18 protein-coding genes are annotated in these 26,427 nt (G+C 72.0%); 11 read left to right on the forward strand and 7 right to left on the reverse strand.

From position 1 onward, the window contains the following. The first annotated feature begins 7 nt into the window (after window positions 1-7). From BLA60_RS04030 to BLA60_RS04055, 6 genes are all read left to right on the forward strand, one after another. Window positions 8-1,555 (forward strand): ABC transporter substrate-binding protein, encoded by a 1,548-nt coding sequence (locus BLA60_RS04030; RefSeq protein WP_211288577.1) that lies wholly within the window; start codon window positions 8-10, stop codon window positions 1,553-1,555. A 61-nt stretch (window positions 1,556-1,616) separates the two neighbouring features. After that, entirely contained in the window at window positions 1,617-2,549 is a 933-nt protein-coding gene (locus BLA60_RS04035; RefSeq protein WP_075131259.1) for a dihydrodipicolinate synthase family protein, read from the forward strand. Continuing rightward, window positions 2,549-4,006: a sulfatase-like hydrolase/transferase gene (locus BLA60_RS04040; RefSeq protein WP_075131260.1), complete on the forward strand. Its 1,458-nt coding sequence runs from the start codon at window positions 2,549-2,551 to the stop codon at window positions 4,004-4,006. The genes BLA60_RS04035 and BLA60_RS04040 overlap by 1 nt, the downstream gene beginning before the upstream one ends. A 39-nt stretch (window positions 4,007-4,045) precedes the next feature. After that, window positions 4,046-6,025: a sialidase family protein gene (locus BLA60_RS04045; RefSeq protein WP_075131261.1), complete on the forward strand. Its 1,980-nt coding sequence runs from the start codon at window positions 4,046-4,048 to the stop codon at window positions 6,023-6,025. 14 nt (window positions 6,026-6,039) lie between these two features. Next, window positions 6,040-9,753 carry a glycosyl hydrolase gene (locus BLA60_RS04050; protein WP_075131262.1) on the forward strand — a complete coding sequence of 1,238 codons (3,714 nt, stop codon included), beginning with the start codon at window positions 6,040-6,042 and terminating at the stop codon, window positions 9,751-9,753. A gap of 2 nt (window positions 9,754-9,755) precedes the next feature. After that, complete coding sequence (locus BLA60_RS04055) at window positions 9,756-11,876, forward strand: DUF6351 family protein (protein ID WP_075131263.1); 2,121 nt, start codon at window positions 9,756-9,758, stop codon at window positions 11,874-11,876. Window positions 11,877-11,957: 81 nt separating this feature from the next. Here the strand turns inward: BLA60_RS04055 and BLA60_RS04060 are convergent, their stop codons facing one another. Continuing rightward, the gene (locus tag BLA60_RS04060) at window positions 11,958-12,602 is read right to left on the reverse strand and encodes a hypothetical protein (RefSeq protein WP_075131264.1); all 645 of its coding nucleotides are present in this window, start codon (window positions 12,600-12,602) and stop codon (window positions 11,958-11,960) included. A 178-nt stretch (window positions 12,603-12,780) separates the two neighbouring features. On the opposite strand from BLA60_RS04060, the gene BLA60_RS04065 reads away from it, so the two are divergent. From BLA60_RS04065 to BLA60_RS04075, 3 genes are all read left to right on the forward strand, one after another. Next, window positions 12,781-13,785, forward strand: a complete 1,005-nt coding sequence (locus tag BLA60_RS04065) for a LacI family DNA-binding transcriptional regulator (protein ID WP_075131265.1) — start codon at window positions 12,781-12,783, stop codon at window positions 13,783-13,785. Between the two features lie 145 nt (window positions 13,786-13,930). Beyond that, complete coding sequence (locus tag BLA60_RS04070) at window positions 13,931-15,757, forward strand: ricin-type beta-trefoil lectin domain protein (protein WP_245811804.1); 1,827 nt, start codon at window positions 13,931-13,933, stop codon at window positions 15,755-15,757. A gap of 93 nt (window positions 15,758-15,850) precedes the next feature. Further along, on the forward strand, window positions 15,851-17,041 hold the full coding sequence (locus BLA60_RS04075) for an MFS transporter (RefSeq protein WP_075131266.1): 1,191 nt from the start codon (window positions 15,851-15,853) through the stop codon (window positions 17,039-17,041). Between the two features lie 71 nt (window positions 17,042-17,112). Here the strand turns inward: BLA60_RS04075 and BLA60_RS04080 are convergent, their stop codons facing one another. Then, the gene (locus BLA60_RS04080) at window positions 17,113-17,688 is read right to left on the reverse strand and encodes a hypothetical protein (protein WP_075131267.1); all 576 of its coding nucleotides are present in this window, start codon (window positions 17,686-17,688) and stop codon (window positions 17,113-17,115) included. 247 nt (window positions 17,689-17,935) lie between these two features. Here BLA60_RS04080 and BLA60_RS04085 point away from each other — a divergent pair, with 247 nt between their 5' ends. Beyond that, window positions 17,936-19,990, forward strand: a complete 2,055-nt coding sequence (locus BLA60_RS04085; RefSeq protein WP_245811805.1) for an AfsR/SARP family transcriptional regulator — start codon at window positions 17,936-17,938, stop codon at window positions 19,988-19,990. 785 nt (window positions 19,991-20,775) lie between these two features. Here BLA60_RS04085 and BLA60_RS04090 read toward each other — a convergent pair. From BLA60_RS04090 to BLA60_RS04105, 4 genes are read right to left on the reverse strand one after another with little or no spacing between them, the layout of a single operon-like run. Beyond that, the gene (locus BLA60_RS04090; RefSeq protein WP_075131268.1) at window positions 20,776-21,924 is read right to left on the reverse strand and encodes a geranylgeranyl reductase family protein; all 1,149 of its coding nucleotides are present in this window, start codon (window positions 21,922-21,924) and stop codon (window positions 20,776-20,778) included. Continuing rightward, the gene (locus tag BLA60_RS04095) at window positions 21,924-22,958 is read right to left on the reverse strand and encodes an NAD(P)/FAD-dependent oxidoreductase (RefSeq protein ID WP_075131269.1); all 1,035 of its coding nucleotides are present in this window, start codon (window positions 22,956-22,958) and stop codon (window positions 21,924-21,926) included. Before BLA60_RS04095 ends, BLA60_RS04090 begins: the two co-directional genes overlap by 1 nt. Next, the gene (locus BLA60_RS04100; protein ID WP_075131270.1) at window positions 22,951-23,472 is read right to left on the reverse strand and encodes an isoprenylcysteine carboxyl methyltransferase family protein; all 522 of its coding nucleotides are present in this window, start codon (window positions 23,470-23,472) and stop codon (window positions 22,951-22,953) included. The genes BLA60_RS04095 and BLA60_RS04100 overlap by 8 nt, the downstream gene beginning before the upstream one ends. Beyond that, window positions 23,466-24,524, reverse strand: coding sequence for a type III polyketide synthase (locus BLA60_RS04105; protein ID WP_075131518.1), 1,059 nt, complete (start codon window positions 24,522-24,524; stop codon window positions 23,466-23,468). The genes BLA60_RS04100 and BLA60_RS04105 overlap by 7 nt, the downstream gene beginning before the upstream one ends. Before the next feature lie 35 nt (window positions 24,525-24,559). On the opposite strand from BLA60_RS04105, the gene BLA60_RS04110 reads away from it, so the two are divergent. Beyond that, window positions 24,560-25,411, forward strand: a complete 852-nt coding sequence (locus tag BLA60_RS04110; protein WP_075131519.1) for a UbiA family prenyltransferase — start codon at window positions 24,560-24,562, stop codon at window positions 25,409-25,411. Window positions 25,412-25,537: 126 nt separating this feature from the next. Here the strand turns inward: BLA60_RS04110 and BLA60_RS04115 are convergent, their stop codons facing one another. Then, on the reverse strand, window positions 25,538-26,194 hold the full coding sequence (locus BLA60_RS04115; RefSeq protein ID WP_245811806.1) for a flavin monoamine oxidase family protein: 657 nt from the start codon (window positions 26,192-26,194) through the stop codon (window positions 25,538-25,540). Window positions 26,195-26,427 lie beyond the last annotated feature (233 nt).

Consider the following 26,427-nt stretch of genomic DNA (forward strand, 5'->3'; position numbering starts at 1 on the left):
CATCACCATGACCATGTCACCGATCCAGTCCCGCCTTCTCGCCCGTCGCTCGTTCCTGCGGACCGGGTTGTTCGCGGCCGGTGCCCTCGCCGGTGTCCCCGTGCTCAGCGCCTGCGGCAGCGGCAACGCGAGCGGCGGCGCCGCGACCGGCAGGATCACGCTCGGCACGACGAAGATCATGCAGTTCGACCCGTACCTCACCAACACCGACATCCACATCCACGCCTTCTACACCTACCTGCTCGACTACCCGTCCGACGGCACGTACGAGCCCATCCCGGCCGCGGCCGAGAAGTGGGAGTTCGCGCCCGACCACAGGTCGGTCACCGTCACCCTGCGGGAGGCGAAGTACCACTCGGGGGCGCCGGTGGTCGCCGAGGACGTCGTCACCGGCGTCAGGCGGGCGCAGGATCCGGACGCCGGGTTCACCCTGGCCCAGCCGACCGCGTTCATCGCGTCGGCGACCGCGGTCGACAGGCGGACCGCACGCCTGGACTTCACGGGGCCGACCCCCGACTCGCTCGTGCTCGACTGGATGTTCTCGTTCCCCATGATCCCCTCGGCGAGCAACACGCCGGCGAAGCTCGAACGCGAGCCCGCCGGCTCCGGCCCGTTCACGCTCGCGGACTTCCGGCGCGACCAGCGGCTGGTGATGAAGAAGAACCCGGACTTCTACGACGCCGGCAAGCCGTACCTGGACGAGGTGGAGTACCGGTTCTTCACCGACGAGGACGCGTTGGTCGCCGGGCTCGAGTCGGGTTCGGTCGACGGCGCCGCGTACGTCGGGTTCCGGCACGCGGACCGGTTGCGCGACCGGTTCACCCTCGTGGAGGGCAGCGGCCGGATGTCGATGTTCTTCATGAACGCCACGATTCCGCCGTTCGACAACAAGGTCCTGCGGCAGGCGCTGGCGCGGGCGGTCGACCGGGAGCGCATCCTCAAGCAGATCAACTTCGGCATCGGTGAGCCGGTGTACACGGCGTTCATGCCGTCCTCCCCCGCGTTCGACGCGGCGTACCTCGACTCGCACGGCTTCGACCTGGACGCCGCCGCGGCGCTGCTGGAGCAGTCGGCCGGCGCCCGCGGGGCCGTCGCCAGTGCGGCGTCCGGCACCCCGGCCGTCGCGACCCTGGAGATCATCCAGGCGGACCTGAAGAAGATCGGGTTCGAGCTGGAGATCGCCCCGCAGGAGGAGGCGGCTTATCTCGACGCGCTGTTCGCCAGCAAGCTGCAGTGCACCGTGGCGTTCCAGCCGAACAACATGCAGAGCCCGTCGCTGATCGCCAGGGGCAGGCAGATGCTCACCACCACGGCGAACACGACGTTCCTCGACAAGGTGCCGCCGGCGTACGTCGCGGCCGTGGAGGCGGCGGGCGCCGCCATCGCACCCGAGGACCAGAAGACCGCCTACGCCGCGCTCAACGAGGTCGTCGTCGACGAGTCGTGGGCGGTCGGCGTCACCACGGTGCCGTCGCTGTTCGCGCTGGACAAGCGCGTCAACGGCCTGGTCACCGACGTCCGCGACTTCGTCGACCTCACCGAGACGAAAGCCTGATGGGGACCCGGATGACCCTCCTCGACGTGACCGACACAGTGAACTCCGGGGAGGCGGGCCGATGACCGGGTTGCGTTACTCCACCCACGGCCGGGACATGGCACTGCTCACCGCGGTGTTCACCCCGTTCACAGCGGCCGGCGAACTCGACCTCGACACCGTGGCGAAGCAGGCCGACGACCTGGTCGCATGGGGTAGCGCGGCGGCGTACGTCGGGGGGACCGCCGGTGAAGGCGCGTCCCTGTCGACCGAGGAGCGCAGGGCTCTGGTCGAGCGGTGGTGCGAGGTCGCGGCGGGCCGACTGGACGTGATCGTCCACGTCGGACACTCCAGTCTCGTCGAGGCGCGCGGGCTGGCCGCGCACGCCGAGTCCGTGGGGGTGAAGGCGATCTCCGCCGTGGCGCCGTACTTCCACCGCCCGGACACCGTGGACGCACTGGTCGACAGCTGCGCCGCGATCGCGGACGCCGCACCGACCCTGCCGTTCACCTACTACCACATCCCGTCGATGACCGGCGTCAGCCTGCGCGCCAGCGACGTGCTGCTGGCCGCACGGGAGAGGATCCCGACCTTCGCCGGGGTCAAGTTCGCCCACAACGACATGGTCGACCTGCAACGGTGCCTGCACCTCGCGGGCGACGAGCACGAGGTCTTCGTCGGTGTGGCCAAGCTGGTGCTCGCCGCGTGGCAGTGGGGTGCGCGGGCCGCCATCGGCTCGGTGTACAACTTCGCGGGTCCGCTGTTCCGGCGGATGCTCGACCACGCGGCCCGCGACGAGCTGGCCGACGCACGGGAGTGCCAGCTGCTGGCCCAGCAGGTCATCGACGCGGCCGCGTGGTACGGCGGGGAACTGGCCGGGTTCAAGGCGCTCGGCTCGCTGTCCGGTGTCGACTGTGGGCGGTGCCGGCCGCCGCTGGTGTCGCCGGACCCGGAGCAGGTGGCCGCGTTGCACGCCGAGGTGACCGCCCTCGGGTTCCTCGGCCGGGTTCGGTGATGGCGACCAACGTCCTGGTCATCCAGGCCGACCAGTTCCGGGCGGACTGTCTCGGCGTGGCCGGCAACCGCGACGTGCGCACCCCGCACCTGGACCGGCTGGCCGCCGACGGCGTCCGGTACCGCGACGCGTACGCCCCTTTCCCGGTGTGCACACCGTCCCGGTACTCGCTGCTGTCCGGCCTGCACGTCCGTCAGCACGGCGGCTGGACGAACCACTGCACGCTCGCACCGGGCGTCGAGACCTTCCCCCGGGCGCTGCGTGGGGTCGGGTACCGGACGGCCGCGGTCGGCAAGATGCACTTCACTCCGACCTACCTCGACGTCGGCTACGACCACCTGGCACTGGCCGAGCAGCACGGGCCAGGCCGGTACGACGACGACTACCACCGTGAGCTGGCCGCCGCCGGACTGGCGCCGGTGACCGACCTGGTCGACCAGGAGCACGAGTTCCGCGCCAGCGCCCCACAGTCCTATTGGGACTCCTATGGTGCCGGCCGGTCGAACCTGCCGCCACAGTGGCACTCCACGACCTGGATCGGCGAACGGGCGCGCCGGGAGCTGGCGAACTGGACCGACGACGGCCCCAACCTGCTGCACGTGTCGTTCATCAAGCCACACCACCCGTTCGACCCGCCCGATGGCTGGGACGACGCCTACGATCCCGACGCCCTGACGCCGTTGCCCGGCTGGACGGACACGATCCCGACCGCGGACCGGGGCCACCGGCGGGAGTACTTCGACTACGAACCACTGGACCTGCCGAGACTGCGGCGGGTGATGGCGCACTACTACGCGACCATCACGCACCTGGACCACGAGGTCGGCCGCCTGCTCGACCTGCTGGCCGAACGCGGGCTCTACGACGACACCCTGATCGTGTTCACCGCCGACCACGGCGAGTACCTCGGCTTCCACCACCTGCTGCTCAAGGACGGGCCGATGTACGACCCGATCGTCAAGGTGCCGTTGCTGGTCAAGTTCCCCGGCCGGCATCGAGCGGGCGAGACCTCGACCGCGCTGGTGTCACTGATCGACATCGCACCGACGGTCCTGTCGACCTGTGGGTTGCGCCAGGCGGCGCCGTTGCCCGGCAACGACCTGACCGATCCGGCGCCCGGGCACGACTGCGTCTTCGCCGAGGACCGCAGGCACGGCGTCGCCGGCATGGCCCGCACCGGGGAGTACAAGCTGCTGTGGTCGGACGTCGCGGGGGAGGCCCTGTTCGACCTGACCGCGGACCCGCACGAGCTCACGAACGTCGTCGACGACCCGGTGCACGGCGAGGCGCTGCGTCGGCTGCGCGAGACCGTCGCGCGCTGGGCGCTGTTCGACGCGACGCCACCCACCTACCTGGACCACGACGCTCCCCGACGCCCCTCGGTCACCGGCGGTCGCGCCGCCCGGAGGGAACTGTTCGCCCACGCGGTGGCCGAACAGCCGCACACCTCCTGCTGAACGTCATTCTCCCGTCCGGCGCCTGAGAAGGAGCGCACCATGACCACTCGTCGTTCCACCCGATATCGCGCGGCGCTGGCCGCCGTGGTGACCGTGGCCGCGTTGACGCCGGTCCAGGGCGCGTACGCCGTGGCCGACACCCCGACGGCGGACCCGTTCTCCGACACGACCACCGTCCTGTTCTCCAGTCCGAACGTGCCGTCGGGGTGTTACCGCATCCCGGCGATCGTGCGGGCGGTGGACGGGTCGCTGCTGGCGTTCGCCGAGCACCGCTTCCACACCTGCGCCGACAAGTCCAACATCGAGACGGTGGTCCGCCGGCTGCCGGCCGGTGCGACGCGGTGGCAGGCGCCCCGGACGGTCGTGCGCGGTGAACCCGGTGCGGCACAGGCACCGGCCACGCGCGGCAACCCCGGCCCGGTGGTGTACCGCAAGCTGCCCGGCGCGCCGACGTCCGGCGCGCCGCACGGCCGGATCGTCATGCTGGGCACCCACAACCCGGTGGACCCGCGGACACCGGGACAGAACCACCGGAACGCGCCACGGACCCCGTACGTGGTGCACAGTGACGACAACGGGGTGACCTGGAGCCAGCCGACCACACTGTCCCACCTGGACGATCCGGCCTGGGGGCACTACGCGACCGGGCCGGTGCACGCCATCCAGCTCACGCGCGGCGCGCACGCGGGCCGGATCATCGCGGGGATCAACTACGGCCACGGGACGGCCAACGGGGCCATGCTCATCCACAGTGACGACGGGGGTGACACCTGGCACCGTGGCGCCAGGGTGGAGTACCCCGCCGCCAGCCAACTGGTCCCGCAGGAACACAGTCCGGTGGAGCTGGCCAACGGCGACGTCATGGTCTGGACCCGGCAGAACTGGTCCGGCGGCACGCAGGAGGAGGAGGCCGACCCGCAGGTCCGGCCGCACCGGGCGATCGCGATCAGCAAGGACGGCGGCGCGACCTACCACCGCGACTACACGCTGCTGAGGGGCTTCGAGGCGCCGCCCATCCAGTCGTCGGCGCTGCGGCTGCGCGCCACCGACGAGGGCGACGGGTACAACCGGATCCTCACGATGGCGCCGTCGGTGAACGTGGAGCCGAGGATCCGGCCCACGATCCGGTCGTCCTTCGACGAGGGCCTGAGCTGGCAGTCGGTCGACACCCCGCTGGACTCCACCGACGAGGGCAACCAGGTGTACGGCACCAACGACCGCACCGTGTCCGTGGCGGACTGTGCGTGCTGGGGCGGCTACTCCGACATGGTCGAGCTGCCAGGCGGTGCCGTCGGCCTGCTCTACGAACGCGGCACCACCGACTACCGCTCGGAGATCGCGTTCACCCGGCTCGGCGCCCGCGACCTGAACACCCCGGCCAGGACCCCAGACCTGCACGGCCGGACCGCGCTGGCCCACGACGGTGTCACCACCACCAAGGGCCGGTTCGGCCGGGCGCTGAGCTTCGACGGCCAGCGGGGGCGAGTGCAGCTGCCGTACCGGACCACCCCGGTGCTCGGCGACGGCGACTTCACGGTGTCGACCTGGATCAGGTACGACGACACGAGCCGCGACCAGGCCATCTTCTGGGCGTACGGCATGAACGGCGCACCACAGGTCTGGTTGCGGGCCGAACCTGGCAGTGACCGTCTCCGGGGCACGGTGACCACCGCGACCGGATCGGCGACGGTCACCTCCGGCGACGCGTACGCCGACGGCGGGTGGCACCACGTGGTGCTGCGCAGGCAGGGCGGCGCGGTCACGCTGCTCGTCGACGGCGCCACGGTCGGCGCGGCCTCCGGCGCGGCCGGTGCCGTCACCGGTACCGACCCGACTCCCGTCTACCTCGGTCAGCGCCTCGACGGGGCGAACCGGTTCCACGGTTCCCTGGACGAGTTCAGGGTCTACGACCGTGCCCTGTCCGGCGCCGAGCTGACGTGGCTGCGGCACGGCCACGCGAGTTCCCGGGGGCTCACGGCGCACCTGCCGATGAACGCCGTCCTCCCACCCAGCGCCTGAGCGGGGGGACCGCGATGTTCTCGAACCGGCGGGCCGTCGGGGCCGTGCTGGTGGTGGTGCTCGGTGGCGGGCTCGTCGCCGCCCTCCCCACGGTCGTGACACCGGTGAACGCCGAGGAAACCCCGGCGTTCACCGCCGCGTCCTTCGCCGACCCGCCGTCCACCGTGCGGCCGAAGTACCGCTGGTGGATGCCGATGGCCTTCACCGCCGACGAGCGGCTACGGGCGGAGCTCGCTGACATGAAGGCCATCGGCGCCGGCGGCGCGGAGATCCAGACGACCACCGCGGCGGGCTCGCGGGCGTTCGACCCGGCCTTCCTCGCCGAGTACGGCTGGGGCTCACCGTTGTGGGCGGAGAAGGTCGAGACGATGGCCGAACGCGCGGCCGAGCTCGACCTGGCCCTGGACTTCACGATCAGTCCACGCTGGCCGGCGATCGTGCCCACGGTGACCGACGTCAACGACCCCCGGGCGTCGCAACAGCTGGTGTTCTCGCACGCCTTCGTCACGGGCGGCACCACCTACGACGACGTCCTGCCGAGCAACGACGACCCTCGACCCCCGGCGGGAGCCAGGCGCACGCTGGTCGCCGCGCTGCTCGCCCGCTGTGCGGACCCGGCGTGCGATCGTCAGAGCAGCGGCCCGGTCATGCTCGACCGCGCCAGCGTGCTGGACCTGACCGACAGCGTCGGCGACGACAACAGGCTCCGCGTCGACGTGCCGGGCGACGCGGGCGACACCTCTGTGCTGACCGCCTTCTTCCAGACCGGCGACGGCCAACTCCGCAACAACTTCACCACCACCAAGCCGAACTATTTCCTCGACCACCTCAGCGAACAGGGAGTGCGGGCGACGACGGAGTTCTACGACTCGGCGATCCTCACCCCGCCGGTACGCGCGGCACTCGAGCGCGTCGGCCGGGTCGACCTCTTCGAGGACTCGCTCGAGCTCGGTACGTCACAGAAATGGACGTGGGACTTCGTCGAACAATGGGAGAAGCGACGAGGCTACTCACCCGTCACCGCGCTGCCCGCACTCGCGGGCGCCGGCTCGGCCGGCTTCACCGGTGCGCCGTTGTTCGACTTCACCGACGGCAGTGGCCCGCGCATCCGGACCGACTACCGGCAGACCTGGAACGACCTGTACATCAGCGCGCGCCTCGACCCGTTGCGCCGCTGGGCCAACGACCGTGGCATGGCGCTGCGCAGCCAGCCCTACGGCGGCCCCGTCGACACCCCGGAGGCAGCCACCCACGTCGACGTGCCCGAGGGCGAGTCCCTGGTGTTCTACGACAACATCGAGGCCTACCGCCTGGTCTCGGTCGGGGCGCACCTCAACGGGACGCCGATCGTGTCGAGCGAGTGTTGCGCGGCAAGGGAAAGCGTGTGGGCCACGACCGCGGGTGGCTGGCGGCCGCCGGGCAACCTGCGGTCGGTGTACCGAGGCTACGCCGGTGGCGTGACACAGGTGGTGTGGCACGGCTACCCGTACCTGACGAAGGGGGAAGGGACCTCCGACCAGGCTGTGTGGCCGGGCATGTCCTACGGTGGCAACACCTCCTTCGGTGAGGGTTGGGGCGCGAAGGGCGGCCCGAACTGGGCGGACTACCGGGCGATCAACGACCACCTGGCCCGTCTGCAACTGGTGCTCCGCCTGGGAAGACCGTCCTTCGACGTGGCCGTGTACCTGCAGGACTTCGGTCTGCGGTCACCAGCGACGCGGCTCACCGGGCCGGAAACCCTGCTGGAGAGCGACTCGCCGCTGGCCGAGCGTGGCTACACCCACTCCTACCTCAGCCCGGCCCACCTGCGGATGCCGTCGGCGCGGGTGTCGCACGGACGACTGTTCCCGGAAACCGGTGCGTACCAGGCGATCGTCCTCGCCGACCAGACAACGATGGCGGTGGACACCGCGCGCCGGTTGCTCGACCTGTCACGGGACGGGCTGCCGATCGTCTTCGCCGGTGACCCACCCTCGGCCACACCGGGAGGCTCGCACGACGCGCCGGCGCGGGACGCCGAACTGCGTCGCCTGGTCGCCCAGCTCGTCAGGCGGCACAACGTGCACCGGGTCGCCGACCTCGCCGCCGTGCCGAACCTGCTCGGGCGGCTCGGCGTCCGGCCCGCCGCCGCGCACGCGACCGACTCCGCCGACGTGCTGAGCGTTCGCCGTTCTGACCGGGCCACCGACTTCTACTACCTGTTCAACCAGCGTTCGTGGGCAACCGAGCAGCGGCTGACGCTCACCGGCGATGGCCAACCGTACGAGCTGGACACGTGGACCGGGAAGATCACCCCGATCACCGACTACCGCCGCACGGCGCACGGCGTGGTCGTGGACGTCGCCCTCGAACCCGCCGACACCAAGGTCATCGCGCTGTCCACGCGCCACGACGACACGTTCCGCAGGGCGCCCTCGGCCGACCACGTCCCGGCCACCACGCGCAACGACGGCCTGGCGCCGGTCGTCCTCGACGACTGGACGCTCCAGGTGGAGAGCTGGAGCCGGGGCGGGTCGGGGCTGCCGGGGGACACCGCGAGAACGCGACTTCCGGTGATCCCGGTGGTCGCCGGCGACCGGGGCGTGCTGCCGCCGTGGTCCGCGCTCACCCCGGCGAACGGGTACGACGTCGATCTCGGCGACGTGTCCGGGATCGGCACGTACCGTTCGACGTTCACCCTCGACGGCTCCTGGCAGGGCGTGCGTGCCGCGCAGCTGGATCTGGGTGACGTCGTCGACACGGCCACCGTCACCGTGAACGGGACCAGGCTCCCGGCACTGGACCCGCAGGATCGACGGCACGTCGAGATCGGCGAGTTCCTGCGGCCGGGGAGGAACACCCTGGAGGTACGGGTCTCGTCGACCCTGCTCAACGCGGTCCGGGTGGCTCCCGGCACCGGCGCGGCGGGCCGGGACCGCATGGCCTACGGACTGCTCGGTCCCGTACGTCTGACACCGGTCGCCGCGCGGCAGCCAACGCTCACCGTGGAAGCGCTCGAACGGGAACTGCCACTCGCGTCGGGTGGAGCGAACCAGTCTCGCGTCCGCATCGCCAACAACTCGCCGCGACCGGTGACGGTGTCGGTCGACGCGACGACCGGGGCCGGGGTTGAGGCGGTGCCGGACCAGCGGAGCCTGCGCATCCCGGGCCGGTCGTCGGTGACGACGCTGGTGCGCCTGCGCGGCGGCAACGAGACGGGGACGTCCGGTCTCGTGATCGACGTCGCGGCGTCCAACGGGGCGCGCGGGCAGGACCACGTGACGCTGTCGCACTCCGGGAACCTGGCGGTCAACACGACCGGCAGCCCCTATCCACGGGTGTCGACGTCGAGCTACCAGTACCAGCATCCCCCGTCGTTCCTGACCGACGGGCAGGTGGGGACGTACTGGGTGTCGAACGGCCAGACGCCGGGCGAGGCGCCCACCCCCGGAAGGCCGGAGGACCTGACCGTGGACCTCGGGTTGCCCACGGTGGTGCGCGCGGTGAGCCTGAGCGGCCGTGGCAACTGGGCGCCGAGGACCTACGAGGTGCGGACGTCCCTGGACGGCAGGCGGTGGACGACCGTCGCGTCCGAAGTGGACGCACCGAAGGCGGACCACGTCACGGCGGTCCCGCCGGTGACGGCGCGCTACGTGCGGCTGCGCATCACGCAGGGCTGGTATCCCAGCCAACCCGGCCACAACACCCAACTCGGTGAGTTCGGTGTCCACGCCACACTCGGGGAGTGACCATGACTCGACGACTCCGTTCCACCGTCGTAGCGGCCGGCGTGGTCGCCGTGCTCGCGTCCACCGTCACGGCGACCGCGGAAGGAGGCGGTCCGCGGCTCGTGTCGCTGTCGGCAAGGCCGGACCTGGCGACGGCGGGCGACGTCCTGGTGGCGGCGGACGTGCCCCCCGGCAAGCGGGTGCGGATCACGCTCAACGGCGCGGACATCACCGACTCCTTCCGCCCCGCCGCGCACCGCCTCACCGGGCTGGTCGACCACCTCCGCCCGGGGCGCAACCACATCGTCGCGACGGCCGGGAATCTGCGTGACCAGCTGGTCGTGACGAATCACCCGGCCACCGGCCCGGTGATCAGCGGTCCACACCAGACACCCTTCGCCTGCACCACGGACCTGTTCCGCCTCGTCGACGGCAGCACGCTCGGTGCCCCGCTCGACGACGACTGTTCGATCGCCACCCGCGTCGACTACGCCTACCGGTCGACCGACGGCCGGACGAAACCGTTGCCGGACAGCACGGACCGGCCAGGAGACCTCGCCTGGACGACCACGAGTACCGGCGCGACGGTCCCGTTCCTGATCCGCGTCGAGACCGGCACCCTGAACCGCGCGATCTACCAGATCTCCATGCTGCACGACCCGGCCACCGACGAACCCACGTTCCATCGGCGCGGCCCCGGCTGGAACGACCGGCTCATCTACACCTTCGGCGGCGGTTGTCGCCGGGGCTGGTACACCCAGGGCACCGACACCGGCGGTGTCCTGGACCCGCGGATGCTCGGTCGCGGCTACGCGGTCGCGTCGGCGTCGCTGAACGTCTTCGGCAACAACTGCAACGATCTGCTCGCCGCCGAGACGATGATGATGGTGAAGGAACGGTTCGTCGAGAGGTACGGCGACCCGCTGTTCACCATCGGCTGGGGCTCCTCCGGTGGCGCCTACCAGAGTCACCAGATCGCCGACAACTATCCGGGGCTGCTGGACGGCATCGTGGTCGGGCGGTCGTTCCCCGACGTGGTGTCCGCGACGAACTTCACGCTGTTCGACGCCCGGCTGCTCGAGCACTACTTCACCGAGGTCGCGCCGGGGGAGTTCAGCCAGGAGGCGCAGCGGCAGGTCTCCGGGTTCCTGCGGTGGCAGAGCATCGGCAACCTGAGCGACGGGGCGAACCGGCTGGACCCGGACGCCGAGTTCCCCGCCGAACTGCCGGCGGCACTGCGTTACGACGCGGAGACCAACCCCGGCGGCGCGCGTGGGGACGTCTACGACCACACCGCCAACGTCTTCGGCCGCGACCCCGCCACGGGGTTCGCCCGGCGGCCGCTGGACAACGTCGGCGTGCAGTACGGGCTGGCCGCGCTGAACGCCGGCGCGATCACCACCCGGCAGTTCCTCGACCTCAACGAGGGCATCGGGGGACTGGACCTCGACGCGCGACCGACACCGCACCGCACCGAGGCCGATCCGATCGCGACCCGCGCCGCGTACCGCACCGGGCGGATCCTGTCCGGTGGGTTGGGTCTGGCCGACGTGCCGATCATCGACTACCGCACGTACTCGGAGGACGCGGCCAACGGCGACATCCACATGACGACGCACGGGTTCGCCACCCGGGCCCGGCTCGAAGCGGCGAACGGCGACGCGGACAACCAGGTGTTCCTGGTGGAGGACGGCCGGTACGGTGGGTTCAGCCTGACCAGCCCCGTCCTCCGTGAGGCACTGTCCGGTATGGACCAGTGGCTGACCGGGCTGGCCGCCGACGGTTCCGGGCGGTCAGCGCACCAGCGGGTGGTGCGGAACAAGCCGGCCGATCTCACCGACACCTGCTGGAGCCGCGACGCCCAGCCGCGCAGGATTGTCCAGCCGATCACCGTCGACAACACCGGCGAGTGCGGGCGGCTGTACCCCGCTTACGCCACCCCACGACTGGTGGCCGGCGCCCCGCTCACCGACGACGTGGTGGCCTGCCGCCGCAAGGACATCGAACGGAGTGACTACCTGGTCGACCTCACCCCCGCCGAGTGGACCAGGCTGCGAGTGATCTTCCCGACCGGCGTGTGTGACTGGTCGAAGCCCGGCGCCGGGCAACAGCGGCCACACGGCACCTGGCAGGTCATCGCGTGATGAGTCGGACAAGCCGGACCGGCTGCCCCGCCGGCGCGACAACGCCCGACACGATCACGGTGCGCCGCGACGCCGGTGGGCTCAGCCGACGCGGAAGGAGCCGATCACGTCGAGTCCGCTGAGGACACCGATCACCGTCAACGTCAGGCAGGCCGCCACGGCGGACAGGATCCACGGGCGACGGCGGCGCGCCGTGACGAACACGAGGCCGAGCGCTGCCCAGAGCAGACCCTCGGCCAGGAACCACGGCTCGTTCAGCAACAGGTCCTGAAGATCGGCGACCTGACGGTCGTAGGACCGCCACACGTCCGCCGGGAGCACCGTCGGATGTACGCCGGTCAGGCTGAGCACCCGCAGCGTGCCGTTGACCAGCGCGTGCATGCAGCAGCCGACGGCCACCAACCAGCCGAGTACCGGCAGCGCGCGGCGCAGGGCGGGCACGCGCACCGCGACCGGCGGCAGCACAGCGGCGACGAGGATGATCGCCGCGCCGACCGCGTTGATCGCCCGGAAGTCCTCATCGGACAGTGGCTCGCCGATCATGCCCACCGTGCCGCCGGCCGCGTAGTACGCCCGGTAGCACGCGTAGGCGAACGCCCACAGCGCGAGTGCCCAGGCGATCCCGCGGCCGGCGTCCGGCCGCGGCTGAGCGTTCGCCGAGGCGGGTCCTTCTGACGTCGTGGGGCGACCACCGCGCGCGGTGTTGAGCGGATCGGTCAGACTCATCGTTCTCCTTGATGTGGTCCCAGGGTCGACCCGACCGCCGACGCCACACACGCAACCATCCCCGGCGACAGGGGAGCGCACGGCCGGGTGCCGGATGTGGTGCGGGACTCGTTCGAGCCCGGCTGATCGATCACCGTCGTGGTTGTAACGATCTGAAACAACGTGGTAGAGATGGGCGGTGCGGAAACGGGCGACGGTGCGTGAGGTGGCGGCGGCGACGGGGATGTCGATCGCCACGGTGTCACGGGTGATCAACGGGCGGGGGAACGTCGCCGAGCACACTCGGGACGCGGTGCTGCGGGCGATCCGGGAGCTGGGGGTGCCCGCGCCGCGACCTCGCCGCGAGTCGGCCAGGCGGGGGTCGGTGTACGTGCGGTGTCCCTACCTGCTGACCGACTACTTCGGGTTGATCGTGTCGTCGGTGGTGGAGGCGCTGGCGCTGCACGACGTCGAGGTCGTGTTGGACGCCGGGTCGGCGATGCAGAAGCGCCGGCCGTTGCCCGGGTTGGCCGGCCGGCCGGACATCTCGGGGGCGGTGCTGGTGTTGCCGCCGGAACCGGTGGAGGAGCTCGACGGGCTGCGGGCCGCGGGGTTTCCGCTGGTGGTGATCGATCCGCGGGTGCCGTTGCCGGACGACGTCGTGTCCGTGTCGGCGGCGCATTTCCTGGGAGCGCGCACGGTCATGTCACACCTGGTCGAGTGCGGCCATCGGCGGGTCGGTGTCATCGGCGGCCCGCCGGAGTGGCTGGCCAGCGGCCGGCGTCTGGCCGGGTTCGCCTCCGCGCTGGCCGACATCGGGGTGCTCCAGCCGCCTCGGCTCGTCGTGGAGGTCGACGAACCCACCGAGGAGAAGGGTCGTCTGGCCGCCGGCGAACTGCTGGACCTGTCGCAGCGGCCAACGGCCCTGGTGGCGTTCAACGACAAGATGGCGGTCGGCGCGCTCAAGGCCGCCGCCGCGCGGGGGCTGTCCGTGCCCGGTGACGTCTCGGTGGCCGGGTTCGACGACATCGACCTCAGCCGCGCCTGCGTGCCGGAGCTGACCACGGTGCGCCAGCCTCTGCGCGAGATGGGGCGGATGGGGGCGTCCCTGCTGGTGAGGCAGTTGGAGCGGCACGACCTGGAGGCGTCGCACGTCGAACTGGCCACCGCGTTGGTGGTGCGGGGGTCGACCGGGCCCGCTTGACAGCCGTCACGCATCGTGTTTCGGTGAAACGCACTGTTCCACTGTTGTTACACACTGTTTCACGTGCGTCACGACGTCGTGAGAGGAGGTGACGGGCCCCTCCCTCGCACGTAGCTGCTCCCCACCCCTGCGCAAGGAGCGTCTCATGCACGACACCAGGACACCGCGGTCCAGAGCGCTGGCCGCGGTCATCATCGGAGCGACGACCGCCGCCGGGCTGATGGTCATCCCCGCGACACCGGCGGTGGCGGCGCCGACCGTGAACGTCTGGCTCACCACCGGCGACCGCGCCAACTTGTTGCGCCAGCAAGGAAACGTCGAGTTCGGGTCCGGTGGCGGCAGCGGACCCGTGATCACCGTCAACCCGAACGCCAGCTACCAGTCGATGGTCGGGTTCGGGGCGTCGTTCACCGACGCCGCCGCGTGGAACGTCGCCAACTCCCCGCGCCGCGACGAGATCATGAACGCGCTGTTCAACCCCGGCAGCGGCGTCGGCCTGAGCTTCCTGCGGCAGCCGATCGGCTCCACGGACTTCTCCCGCAGCTTCTACACCTACAACGACGGCACGCCCGACCCGAGCCTCTCGCGGTTCTCCGTCGCGCACGACGACGCCTACATCCTGCCACTCGTCAGACAGGCGAAACAGCTCAACCCACAGCTGTCGATCATGGCATCGCCCTGGAGCGCGCCGGCGTGGATGAAGAACAACAACAACCTCATCGGCGGCTCCCTGCGCGACGACCAGGTCGGGGTGTACGCCGACTACCTGGTGAAGTTCGCCCAGGCGTACGGGGCGGCCGGCGCCCCGATCGACTACCTGAGCGTCCAGAACGAACCCAACTTCTCCCCACCCGGCTACCCCGGCATGCTGATGTCGGCCCAGCAGCAGGTGAACATCATCAACAACCTGGTGCCGAAACTACGTGCCGTCGGCCAGAACGCGCGACTGCTCGGCTACGACCACAACTGGGACGACACGAACTACCCGCAGCAGGTCAACAACGGCGCCGGCGACAACGTCGTCGGCTCGGCCTGGCACTGCTACGGCGGGAACCCGAGTGGACAGTCGGTGGTGCGCAACGCCCAGCCCAACAAGGAGATCTTCTTCACCGAGTGCTCCGGCACCGAGTCGGCCAACGACGCGGCCACGTTCCGCGACACGTTGCGCTGGCAGGGCATCAACCTCGCGATCGGCACCACCCGCAACTGGGCCAGGACCGTCACGACGTGGAACCTGGCGCTGGATGCCAACAACGGCCCGGTCATCGGGAGCTGCGGCAACTGCACCGGCGTGGTGACGACGAGCGGCGGCAACGTCACCTACAACGCCGAGTACTACGTTCTCGGGCACCTGAGCAAGTTCGTGCGGCCCGGCGCGGTGCGGATCGACTCGACCGGCTACGGCGAGGGCGGCATCCAGAACGTGGCCTTCCGCAACCCCGACGGCACCATCGTGCTGGTGGCGCTCAACAGCGGCGGCACCCAGAACTTCCAGGTGTCCTTCGGCGGCCAGACGTTCGGCTACACCCTGCCGGGCGGCTCGATGGCGACGTTCCGGTGGCCGGGCTCCGGCGGCGGCGAGCCGCCGGGACGCACCGGCCCGATCACCGGCCTCGGCGGCAAGTGCCTGGACGTCACCGACGGCTCCACCGCCAACGGCAACCAGCCGCAGATGTGGACCTGCACGTCCGGCCCGAACCAGCAGTGGACCCTCGGCACCGACGGAACCGTCCGCGCGCTGGGCAAGTGCCTGGACGTGACCGGCAACGGCACCGCCAACGGCACGGCCGTGCAACTGTGGGACTGCTTCGCCGGCCCCAACCAACGATGGACGGCCACCAACGGGAGCCTGGTCAACGTCGGGAGCGGCACCTGCCTCGACGTCCGCGACGCCAACACGGCCAACGGCGCGAGACTCCAGATCTGGAGCTGCACCGGCGCGACCAACCAGCGTTGGACGGTACCCGCCTGACCACCTGACCACGGCGGCTCCGACCTCGTTCGGCGAGGCCGGAGCCGCCCGGCGAAACGTGCGGTTCCAGTGGTCTGGTTATGATCCTTTTCGATGTCGGTCACCGAGTCCCCAGCCGCGCCATCGCGGTCCGCCCGGCGTGCCCGGGTCGCGGTCGCCGTGGTGTTTCTCACCAACGGGGCGTTGTTCGCCAACGTGGTCCCGCGTTACCCGCAGCTCAAGGTGGAGCTGGCGATGTCCAACACCGTGCTCGGCGCGGTGGTCGCCGCGATGCCGCTCGGCGCGCTGACCGGCGGCCTGCTGGCGCCGGCGGCGATCCGGCGGTTCCGGTCCTCGCGGGTGTCGACACTGGGCATCGTCGTGTTCGCCGCGCTGACGATGCTGGTGGCGGTCGCGCCGACCTGGTTCGCCCTCGCCGCGGTGATGTTCGTGCTCGGCGGGCTCGACGCGGTGATCGACGTGGCGCAGAACGCGCACGGGCTGCGGGTGCAGCGGGTCTACGGCCGGTCGATCGTGAACGCGTTCCACGGCCTGTGGAGCGTTGGCGCGGTGCTCGGCGGGCTGATGGGCTCGGCCGCCGCCGGGCTGCGGCTGCCGCTGCCCGTGCACCTTGGCTGTTCGGCGCTGCTGTTCGGCGCGGTCGCCCTGGTCGCGCTGCGGTTCATGCTGCCGGGTCCTGAGGACGCCGAGCGGCCGACGCGGCCGGGCACGGTGACGTCCCGGTCGGTGCGCGGGGCGGCGGTGCGGATGCTCGCCGTACTGAGCGTGCTCGCGATCTGTGGCGCCGTCGTGGAGGACGCGGGTGCGTCATGGGGGGCGCTGTTCCTCACCGACCTGAACGCGTCCGCGGCCACCGCCGGGCTCGCGTTCGTCTGCCTGCAGACGGCGATGACCGTCGGCAGGCTGACCGGCGACCGGGTGATCGACCGCTGGGGGCAACGCGCCGTCGTCCAGGTGGGCGGTGTGTTGACCGCGGTCGGTATGGGGGTGGCGCTGGCGTTCCCGTCGGTCGGCACCGTGCTGGCGGGGTTCGCGCTGGCCGGTCTCGGCGTGGCGACGCTCATCCCGGTCGCCATGCATGCCGCCGACGAGCTGCCGGGCCTGCCGGCCGGTCTCGGGTTGACGGTGGTGAGCTGGCTGCTGCGCGTCGGCTCTCTGGTGTCGCCGCCGCTGGTCGGGGTGGTCGCCGACCTGGCGAGCCTGCGGGTCGGCCTGGTGGGTGTCGTGCTGGCCGGGCTGGTCACCGTCGGTCTCGGCTCCGTACTGGCCCGGTCGAAGTCCTAGGCCCGGGTCCCGGTCAGGAACCGGTCGGTCCGCCGCGCGCGGACCGACCGGCCCCAGAGGCGGGACCTTTCTCAGCAGCTCAGGAACGGGTCCGGGGGAGTGGACTCGAACCAGGCCCAGTCGGTCAGCGGGCTCCCCGCGTAGAAGGTCACCTCGATGTAGACCTGCCCGTACCAGTAGGCCGGGAAGCAGGGGGCGAGGGTGTGGGGGAGCCCCTGCATCACGAGGGTCGAGCTGTCCCCGCCCCTGAGCTGGATGTACTCGTCCTTCGCGGCCAGCGTCCAGGTGTCGGTCTCGCTGAACCGGTAGAAGAGGTAGATGTGCGCGGTCCCCGACGCCCAGCGGCCGTTGCACTGCATGGTGAAACCGAAGTTGACCGTCGGTTTCACGCTCCACGTCGGCTTCCAGCCGCCGACACCGCACACGACCTGGTCGTCGGGCACGTTGTTCACCCCGATGGCTGACGAGCTCGGCCCGCTCGCGCCGAGCCGGTTGGCCTGAAGTCCTGTCTGCGTCATCGACAGTGCCGCGACGTTGTTCGCGGTGAGGTCGGTGGTGGTCGCGCCCGCCGATGGCGTCACGACGACCGACGCGGCCGCGACCACGAAGGCGAGCAGGGTTCTGACGACGAGCCGTCTCCGTCTCATGGAAATCCTTTCCTCCGTCGACTTCTCCGGCGGGCTCGCGACCCGGGCACGGCACGCCGGCGGCCCTCGGAGCCGGTGGCGGCGATGCTCGCCGCGTCGTGTCCGCTTCGCCGCAAGGGACAGCGTGGCCGCCGGCGTCCTCCCGGCCACACCACGTTCTGCGAATCCGCTGTTCAGCGGTAGCAGGCGACCGCGCGGCGGGCATAAACAGAACTTCTCCCCCTGGCGACTGAGGGCGGTCGGTGCGATGACGGTGGAGCTGCGGGTGTTGGGGCAGGTCGAGGTCCTCGTCGGGGGGAGGCCGGTGGGGCTCGGCCACGCCCGGCAGCGGTGCGTCCTGGCGGCACTGCTGCTCGACGCCAACCAGGTCGTCGTCACCGACCGGGTGGTGGATCGGGTGTGGGGCGAGAGTTCCCCCCGGCGGGCCAGGCAGCTGGTCAGCAACTACCTCTCCCGCCTACGACACCTGCTCGCCACCACCGGCGGCGAGGCGGTGATCCAGCGGCGCAACGGCGGCTACGTCCTGCTCGTCGACCCCGATCGGGTGGACGTGCACCGCTTCCGCGAGCTGGTCACCCGAAGCCGCACCGAGACCGACCAGACGTCCGCGCTGGAACTGCTGGAGCGGGCGGCGGCGCAGTGGCGGGGCGAGGCGCTGTCCGGGCTGGACACGCCGTGGACCACCACGGTGCGGGAAGGCCTGGCACGGGAGCGGTTCGCCGCCGACACCCACCGCCTCGACCTGGCCCTGCGACTCGGCCGGCACGCGGCGTCGCTGCCCGAACTGAGCGACCGGGCCGCCGCGCACCCGCTGGACGAACACGTCGCCGCCCAACTCATGTCCGCCCTCTACCGCAGCGGTCGCCAGGCCGACGCCCTCGACCACTACCGGCGACTGCGCGCCCGGCTGGCCAGCGAGCTGGGTACCGAGGCGGGCGCGGACCTGCGCCGGCTCCACCAGCAGATCCTCACCAGCGACCCGGCCCTCACCACGCCAGAACGCCCGGTCCTGGCCGCCCGCGTCCGGGTACCCCGCCAACTGCCCGCCCGGCCACGGCTGTTCACCGGCCGGTCTCCGGAACTGGCGCGGCTCACCGTTGACCTGCACGAGCAACCGGATCCGGGTGGCACGATGCCGATCTCGGTGATCGACGGCACCGGCGGCGTCGGCAAGACCTGGCTGGCCCTGCACTGGGCGCATCAGCACCTCGACCGCTTTCCCGACGGCCAGCTGTACGTGAATCTCCGCGGCTTCGACCCCGCCGGTGAGCCCGTCGCACCGGAGGCGGCGATGCGCGGATTCCTCGACGCCCTCGGCGTCGCACCCGCCGCCGTGCCGACGGACCCGGGGGCGCGGCTCGGGCTGTACCGAAGTCTGCTCGCCGACCGGCGCCTGCTCGTCGTGCTGGACAACGCCCGTGACACCGCACAGGTCACGTCGCTGCTTCCCGGCAGCCCGACCTGCGCGGTGCTGGTCACCAGCCGCCACCGCCTCGACGGCCTGGCCACCGCGCACGGCGCCCGATCGCTCGAACTCGGCACCCTGACCGACGGCGAGGCGCGGCAACTGCTGGCCCGGCACCTCGACCACGATCGGATCAGCGCGGAACCCGACGCCGTCACGGAGTTGCTCACCCACTGCGCCGGACTACCGCTGGCGATCAGCATCGTGGCCGCCCGCGCCGGCCGTCACCCCCGGTTCCCGCTCGCGGCGCTGGCCGGGGAGCTGCGTGACCGGAACCGCCGACTGGACGCCCTGGACACCGGCGACGCCCCCGCCAACCTCCGGATCGTGCTGTCCTGGTCCCACCACGCGATGTCGCCGGCCGCGACAGTCGCGTTCGGACTCTTGGGACTGTGGCCAGGGACGGACATCAGCCTGCCGGCGGCGGCAAGCCTGCTCGCGCTGCCCGTCGCCGACGCCGGCCGCGTGCTGCGGGAGCTCGAACACGGACACCTCGTGCGTCAGCACACGCCGGGCCGCTACCGCATGCACGACCTGGTCCGGCTCTACGCCGCCGACCGCGCCCACCACGACCACCCGGAGACAGGCCGCACCGAGGCCCTGCGCCGGGTGGTCGACTTCTACGTCCACACGGCGTTCGCGGGTGACCGGCTCCTACAACCGCTGCTCCCGCCGATCGAACTGGGTGAACCGGCCGGCGGCTGCCACCCCTGCCCGTTGCGCGACCAGCGCGCCGCCCTGACCTTACCGCCGAACATCCCAACCTCCTGGCCGCCCAACGGCTTGCCGCCGCGCAGGGCTGGGGCGATTCGGTCCACGACCTGGCCTGGATCCTGACCACGTTCCTCTACCGGGAGGGCCGCTTCGACTCCGCCCTGGCCGTCTGGCAGGCCGGGCATGCCGCCGTCCGGGAACGGAACGACGCGGCGGGCGAGGCCGGCGCCCACCAACTGCTCGGCGCGATCTTCGCCGAGCTGGGCAGGCCGGCCGAGGCCCTGCGCCACCTGACCAAGGCCGAGGAGGCCGGCGACCTGCCCGCCCAGGCCTACACGCACCACACGCTGGGGTGGTTCTGGTCCCTGCAGGGCGACCCGAGGCGTGCGCTGGACCACGCCGGCCGGGCCCGTCACCTCTACCGCACCCTCGGCCTGCCCGCGGGGGAGACCCGCCAACTCACCGTCACCGGCTGGTACCACGTCCAGCTGGGCGACCACGAGCGGGCCCGCACCACGCTGTATGCCGCGCTGGCCACGGCACGCCATCACCGGTACCGCGAGGACGAGGCCCTGGCACTGGGCATCCTCGGCTACATCGCTCTCCACACGGGTCACCACGCCGCCGCTGTCGACCGGTACCGGCAGTCCCACACCCTGCTGCACGAAGCCGGCAGCACCTACTTCGAAGCCAACGCCCTGGACCAACTCGGCCAGGCCCATGCCGCGCTCGACGAACCAGGGCACGCTGTTCGGGCGTGGGAGCAGGCCCTGGAGCTGTACCGGACCCAGGGCCGCACCGCCGCCGCCGACCGCGTTCGGCACCAGCTCGCCGCCCTCGGCCCGCCCTCCAGACCGCTCGCGACCCCGACCGGGTAGCGGACGTGGCCCAGGTGCGGACAACGACGGCTACGGCCGCCGGCGGGTGACGCGTCCGGCCAGGGAGGTGAGCATGGACCGGACGAGGGCGGGGCCGACGGTCCCGGCGCCGAGGCCGATGTCGACGAGGGCGTCGAAGGCGTGTTGGTGGTCGCGGGCGGTGGTGGTGGCCAGGTCGACCGCCCACGGGGTACGGGTGAGGCGGGTGAGCAGGTCGGTGTGTCGGAGGTGGGTGCCCAGTGCCCGGCGCAGCGAACGGCGGTACTCCTCGGCCGGGTCGCCGGTCAGGGCGGCGGTGCCGGCCAGGGCGCCGGACAGCACGGCGTAGTGGATGCCCTCGCCGGTCAGGGGATTGATGAGGGACGCGGCGTCGCCGGCCAGCAGCACGCGGTGCGTGGCGACGTCGGGGCGGCCGGGGGACAGCGGCAGGCGGTGGCCGCGCAGCGCCAGCGGTGGGCAGTCGGGCAGCAGGGCGTGCAGGCGGTCGGTCAGGTGGACCCGGGTCGGCGGCGTGGCGCGGACGAGTTCGCCGTAGCCGACGTTCGCGGTGCCGTCGCCGATGGGGAAGACCCAGGCGTAGGCCGGCCAGTGGGCGGTGGTCATCACGAGGCGTTGCTCACCGGCGGGCCAGGGGCGGGCGCTGGTGTAGCCGCGCAGGGCGACGGCGGTGGTGCCGGGTGGGGCGCGGCGGGCACCGCACCGGCGGCGGACGACCGACTCCGCGCCGTCGGCACCGATCACGGTTCTGGCGTGGATGGTGCCGTCGACGGTGACGCCGTCCTCGGTGACGGTGAGGGTGCGGACGCGGTGGCGTCGCAGGACGGCGCCGGCGTTCTGGGCGGCGCGGACGAGCCGCAGGTCGAACAGCGCGCGGGGGACGACCGAGGCTGGTCGGGAGAAGCGGCGGGTGGCGGTCACGCCGCTCGGGGAGCGCAGCCGCAGGTGGGTGATCGGATCGGTTCCGTCGGTGAGCGCGGCGGGACGCACGCCGAGGGCGGCGAGGACGTCCAGGGCGTGCGGGGCGATGCCGTCGCCGCAGACCTTGTCGCGGGGGAAGTCCTCGGCGTCGAGCAGCAGGACCCGGGCGGTCGGGTCGGCGCGCAGGGCGGCGATCGCCGAGGTCGAACCGGCCGGTCCGGCACCGACGACGACCAGATCCCACCGGGTTCCCGGTGGCATCAGCGGGCGAGTTGGTCGACGACGGCGGTGAACAGCCGGGGCGCGCGGGCCGCGGCCGGCACGATCAGCCGGGCGAGCGCCGCCCGGTTCCTGGCCCACAGCAGGGACTCGGTCAGCCAGCGGGACCGCCGCGACGTCCTGGCCCAGGCGCGTTCGTAGTCGCCCGGCCGCCCGGCGCGCAGACAGCGGACGAGTTCGGCGGCCGTGGACAGCGACACCGCGAGACCCTCGCCGGTGAGCGCGTCGATGTAGCCGGCCGCGTCACCGACCAGCAGCACCCGCCCCGCCACCCGGCCGGCGGTCCGCTGCCGCAGCGGGCCGGCGCCACGGACCGGCGAGACCGGCCGCGCACCGGCCAGCCGGGCCGCCAGGTCGGGGAAGGCGGTGAGCTGCTCGGCGAAACCGCCGCGCACCGACGACAGGATCGCGACGCCGATCGTGTCGGCCGAAACCGGCGTCACGTAGGCCTCGGACCGGCTTGCCCAGGTGACCTCCACCGAGGCGCTGGCCGGGGCGAGCGCGAAGTGCCGGCGCAGTCCCCACCGAGGGGCCGGTGTCGCCCGCGCGGTGGTGAGGCCGACGAGGTCCCGGATCGAGGAGTGCAGCCCGTCGGCCGCGACGAGGTAGCGCGCCCGCAGCCCGCCGGCCAGCACGTGGTCCTCGTCCTGGGTCAGCCCGGTGACCGGGCAGGGCAGGACCGGCACCCCGGCGCGGTCGACCGCGGCCCGCAGCGCGTCATGCAGTTGGGTACGGCGGACTCCACGTCCGGTGCCGTTGCGGAACGGGGCGTACGCGACCGTGTCACCCTGCCGGTAGGTGATCCCCCCGATCGGATGGCCCGGCGGGTCCACCCCGAGCGTTTCGAGAGCCCGCACCGCACCGGGCATCAGCCCTTCGCCGCAGGCCTTGTCGAGCACGCCGGGTCGTTTCTCGCAGACCACCACGTCCAGGCCGGCCCTGGCGCAGCCCAGGGCGACCGCGAGACCGGCCGGCCCGCCGCCGGCCACCACCACGTCGTGGGTCCGCTCAGGCATACGCCGACCTGAGCGCGTCGTTCTCCGCGCGGATCCGCACGGCCAGCAGACCGGCGTTCAGCACGGTGAACACCAGCGCGGTCACCCACGCGTCGTGCACCAGCGGCAGGGCGAACCCCTCGACCACCACCGCGACGTAGTTCGGGTGGGGGACCAGGCGGTAGGGCCCGTCGGTCACGCGGGAAAGCCCGGGCACGACCACGATCCGGGTGTTCCACTGCGGCCCGAGCACCCGGATGCACCACCAGCGCAGCGCCTGCGCCCCGACCACCAGCGCGACCATCGGCCAGCCGAGCCAGGGCGTGAACGGCCGGTCCGCCAGCCACACCTCCAGCAGGCAACCGGCCAGCAGCCCGGTGTGCAGCACCACCATCACGGGGTAGTGCGCGAGGCCGGTCTCCCGGCCACCGCGCGCCCGGCTCCACGCCAGGTTGCGGTTGGCCACCACCAACTCCGCCAGCCGCTCGACCGCGACCAGACCCACCAGCACCGAGTACCACACCTGGCTCACCATCGCAGCAGCACCAACTCGGCGCAGAAACCCGGCCCCATCGCCATCACCACGCCCCAGTCGCCGGGGTCGGCCGGGCGGCGGGCCTGGGTGTCGGCGAAGACGTGCAGCACCGACGCGGAGGACAGGTTGCCGATCTCGCGCAGCGAGCGCCACGTCAGCGCCAGGTCGTGCTCATCGAGGCCGAGCACCGACTGGACGGCCTCGATCACCTTCGGCCCGCCGGGATGGCAGATCCAGCGCGCGATGTCGCCGACCTCCAGGCCGTGCGGTGCCAGCAGGCTCTTCACGTCGTCGGCCAGGTGGGTGCGCACCAGGTCGGGCACCTCCGGGCCGAGAACGACCTTCAGGCCGTCGCTGCCGATGTCCCAGCCCATGGCGCGCTCGGAGTTCGCGTACAGGTGGCTCACCGAGTCGACCACCCTCGGCCCGGCCGCCGCGCGCGGATGATCCGAACCGACGGCGACGACCGCGGCCGCGCCGTCACCGAACAGCCCGGAGGCGATCATGTTCGCCACACTGGAATCCTGCCGCTGAAGGGTGAACGAGCACAACTCGACCGACACCAGCATCGCCACCGACGTCGGCCAGCCGGCCAGGAAGTCGTGCAGCCGGGCGATACCGGCCGCGCCGGCCAGACAGCCGAGGCCCACGATCGGAATCCGCTTCACGTCCGACCGCAGGCCGATCCGCGCCGCGATCCGCGCGTCCAGCGACGGCACCGCGATCCCGGTGACCGTTGTGGACAGCACGAGATCCACATCGGACGGTCGCAGGCCGGCGCCGGCCAGCGCCGCCGACGCCGCGTCGCACCCGAGATCGACGGCGGCGGCGAGGAAGGCGTTGTTCGCGTCGGTGAACCCGTCGATCTCCCGGTAGCGCTCGACGGGCAACGCCAGATGTCGCGCCGCCACGCGGGCGCCGTCGTGGAACCGGGCCGCCAGCGCGTGGGTGGTGGGGTCCGGGAGACACAGCTCGGTGAACAGGTCCGTCAGCTGTCGCTGGGAGTAGCGATGGGGTGGAAGAACTCCGTGTACCGCCGCAATGGTCGTCACCACGTCCACACTAGGTGCTCACCTACACTCGGCAGGTGACGAGCTCCGCCGCGCGCCGGACGACCTGGCCGGGAACGCTGCGCGGCCTCGCGGGCGCCTGCCACCCGCTGCCCGGCCTCGCGGTGACGCTGGTGGCCGTCGTCCTGGGTGTCGGTGCCGGGCTCGACGTGCCGGGCACGGTCCTGCTCGGCGGCGCGGTGCTCAGCGGTCAACTGTCGATCGGCTGGTCCAACGACTGGATCGACGTGGCGCGGGACCGGGCCGCCGGTCGCGGCGACAAACCGGCGGCGGCCGGGCTCGTCGCGGTGCGCACGGTCGCGGCGGCGGCGATCACGGCCGTGGCGGTGACGGTCGTGCTGTCGTTGTCACTGGGCTGGCTGGCGGGCGCCGCGCTGCTGCTCGGCGTCGTCGCCGGCTGGGCGTACAACCTGGGGCTGAAGGCCACGAGGTGGTCCGGCGCCGCCTATCTCGCCGCCTTCGGCGCGCTGCCCGTCGGGGTGTACGCGGCATCGCCGGGAGAGCCGTGGCCACCGTGGTGGATGCCGGTGGTCGGCGCGCTGCTCGGGTTCGGGGCGCACTTCGCCAACGTGCTGCCCGATCTGCGTGCGGACGCGAGCACCGGCGTGCGGGGGCTTCCGCACCGCCTCGGCCCGCGCACCGGCGTGATCGTCATGGCCGCGTCGCTGGCCATGGCGTCGGTCCTGCTCGGTACCGCGCCCGCCGGGGCGTCGACCCTCTTCGCGCTGACGGCGGTGATCGGCGGAACCGCGCTGGCGGCCGCCGCCACCGTGGCCGCCGTGCGCGCCCCGCACAGTGCCGCCGCGTTCCGGCTCACGGTCGGGATCGCGGTCTTCGACGTCGGACTGCTGGCCGCCGTCACGATCTGACCCGCCGGCCCTTCAGTCCACCGTGGACCGCCGGCCGCGACCGAGGCGATGCCGGCGTCGGTCCGCCGCCCCGCCGACGGCTGCCGTGCCGGCGTCGTGCCGCCACGGCAGCCGTCGGGTCGCCAGTCAGTGAGTCAGCGCCTTGGCGCTGGTCGCGATCGCGGTCGCCTGCTCCGCCGCGCGTACCCCTGACTCGAAGGCTCCCTCGACGAAGCCGATCCAGCCGCTGGCGATGTCCGACGTGGCGAAGACGAGCCTGCCGAACGGATCCTGGATCCGAGGCAGCTGAGCGGTCAGCTGGCCCGGCCTGCGCAACGCCCACGCGCCCCGCGAACCGGGGTCGTTCCCCCAGTCGTGAGCGCGGACGTCGACCAGCGTCGCCTCCGGCAGGACCTTGCGCAGCGCCGCCTCGATGGCCGGTCGATCCCAGACATCCAGCTCGGGCAGGGCGTTGATGGCGAACAACAACTGGCCGTCGTCGTCCAGCCTGCCCTGCGAGACCATGGCGGCGAACGGGTCGCCTTCGGCGCCGTTGACGACCACGTCGTCCTCCAGGCCGTGCACGTGGAGCCACAGCTTGCTGACGTTGGGCACGCCGACGCCCTGCCGGGTCGCGGTCGCGTGCACCTCGGGAAGACCGGGAAGGAACCTGATCGTCCGCCACACGTTGACCGGTACGGCCATCACCACGGTCCTGGCGGTGTAGGTCTGGCCGAGTCCCGCGGTGACGTGGACCCGGTCGCCGGTCTGGACGACCGCGCGCACGGGCGTGTTCAGGCACACCGTGGCCAGGGAGTCGCCGAGGACGGCGTCGATCGAGGCCCTGCGCCGACAGGTCGCGTGCCGCCACGGCGCCGGCGAAGCCGGCGCCGACGACGATCACGTCATAACTTCGGCGCCGCACCGAGGCATCGTCGGTCGTGATGTGAACCCCTGCCATGTTTTCCCCCTCTGGACAACACTTTTCGTAATCTTGCTCCCGGTCTGGTCACGTCCGGGTCCCCAGCACACAGCGG

This window comes from Actinophytocola xinjiangensis (genome assembly GCF_001921215.1).
Classification (GTDB): Bacteria; Actinomycetota; Actinomycetes; order Mycobacteriales; family Pseudonocardiaceae; genus Actinophytocola; species Actinophytocola xinjiangensis.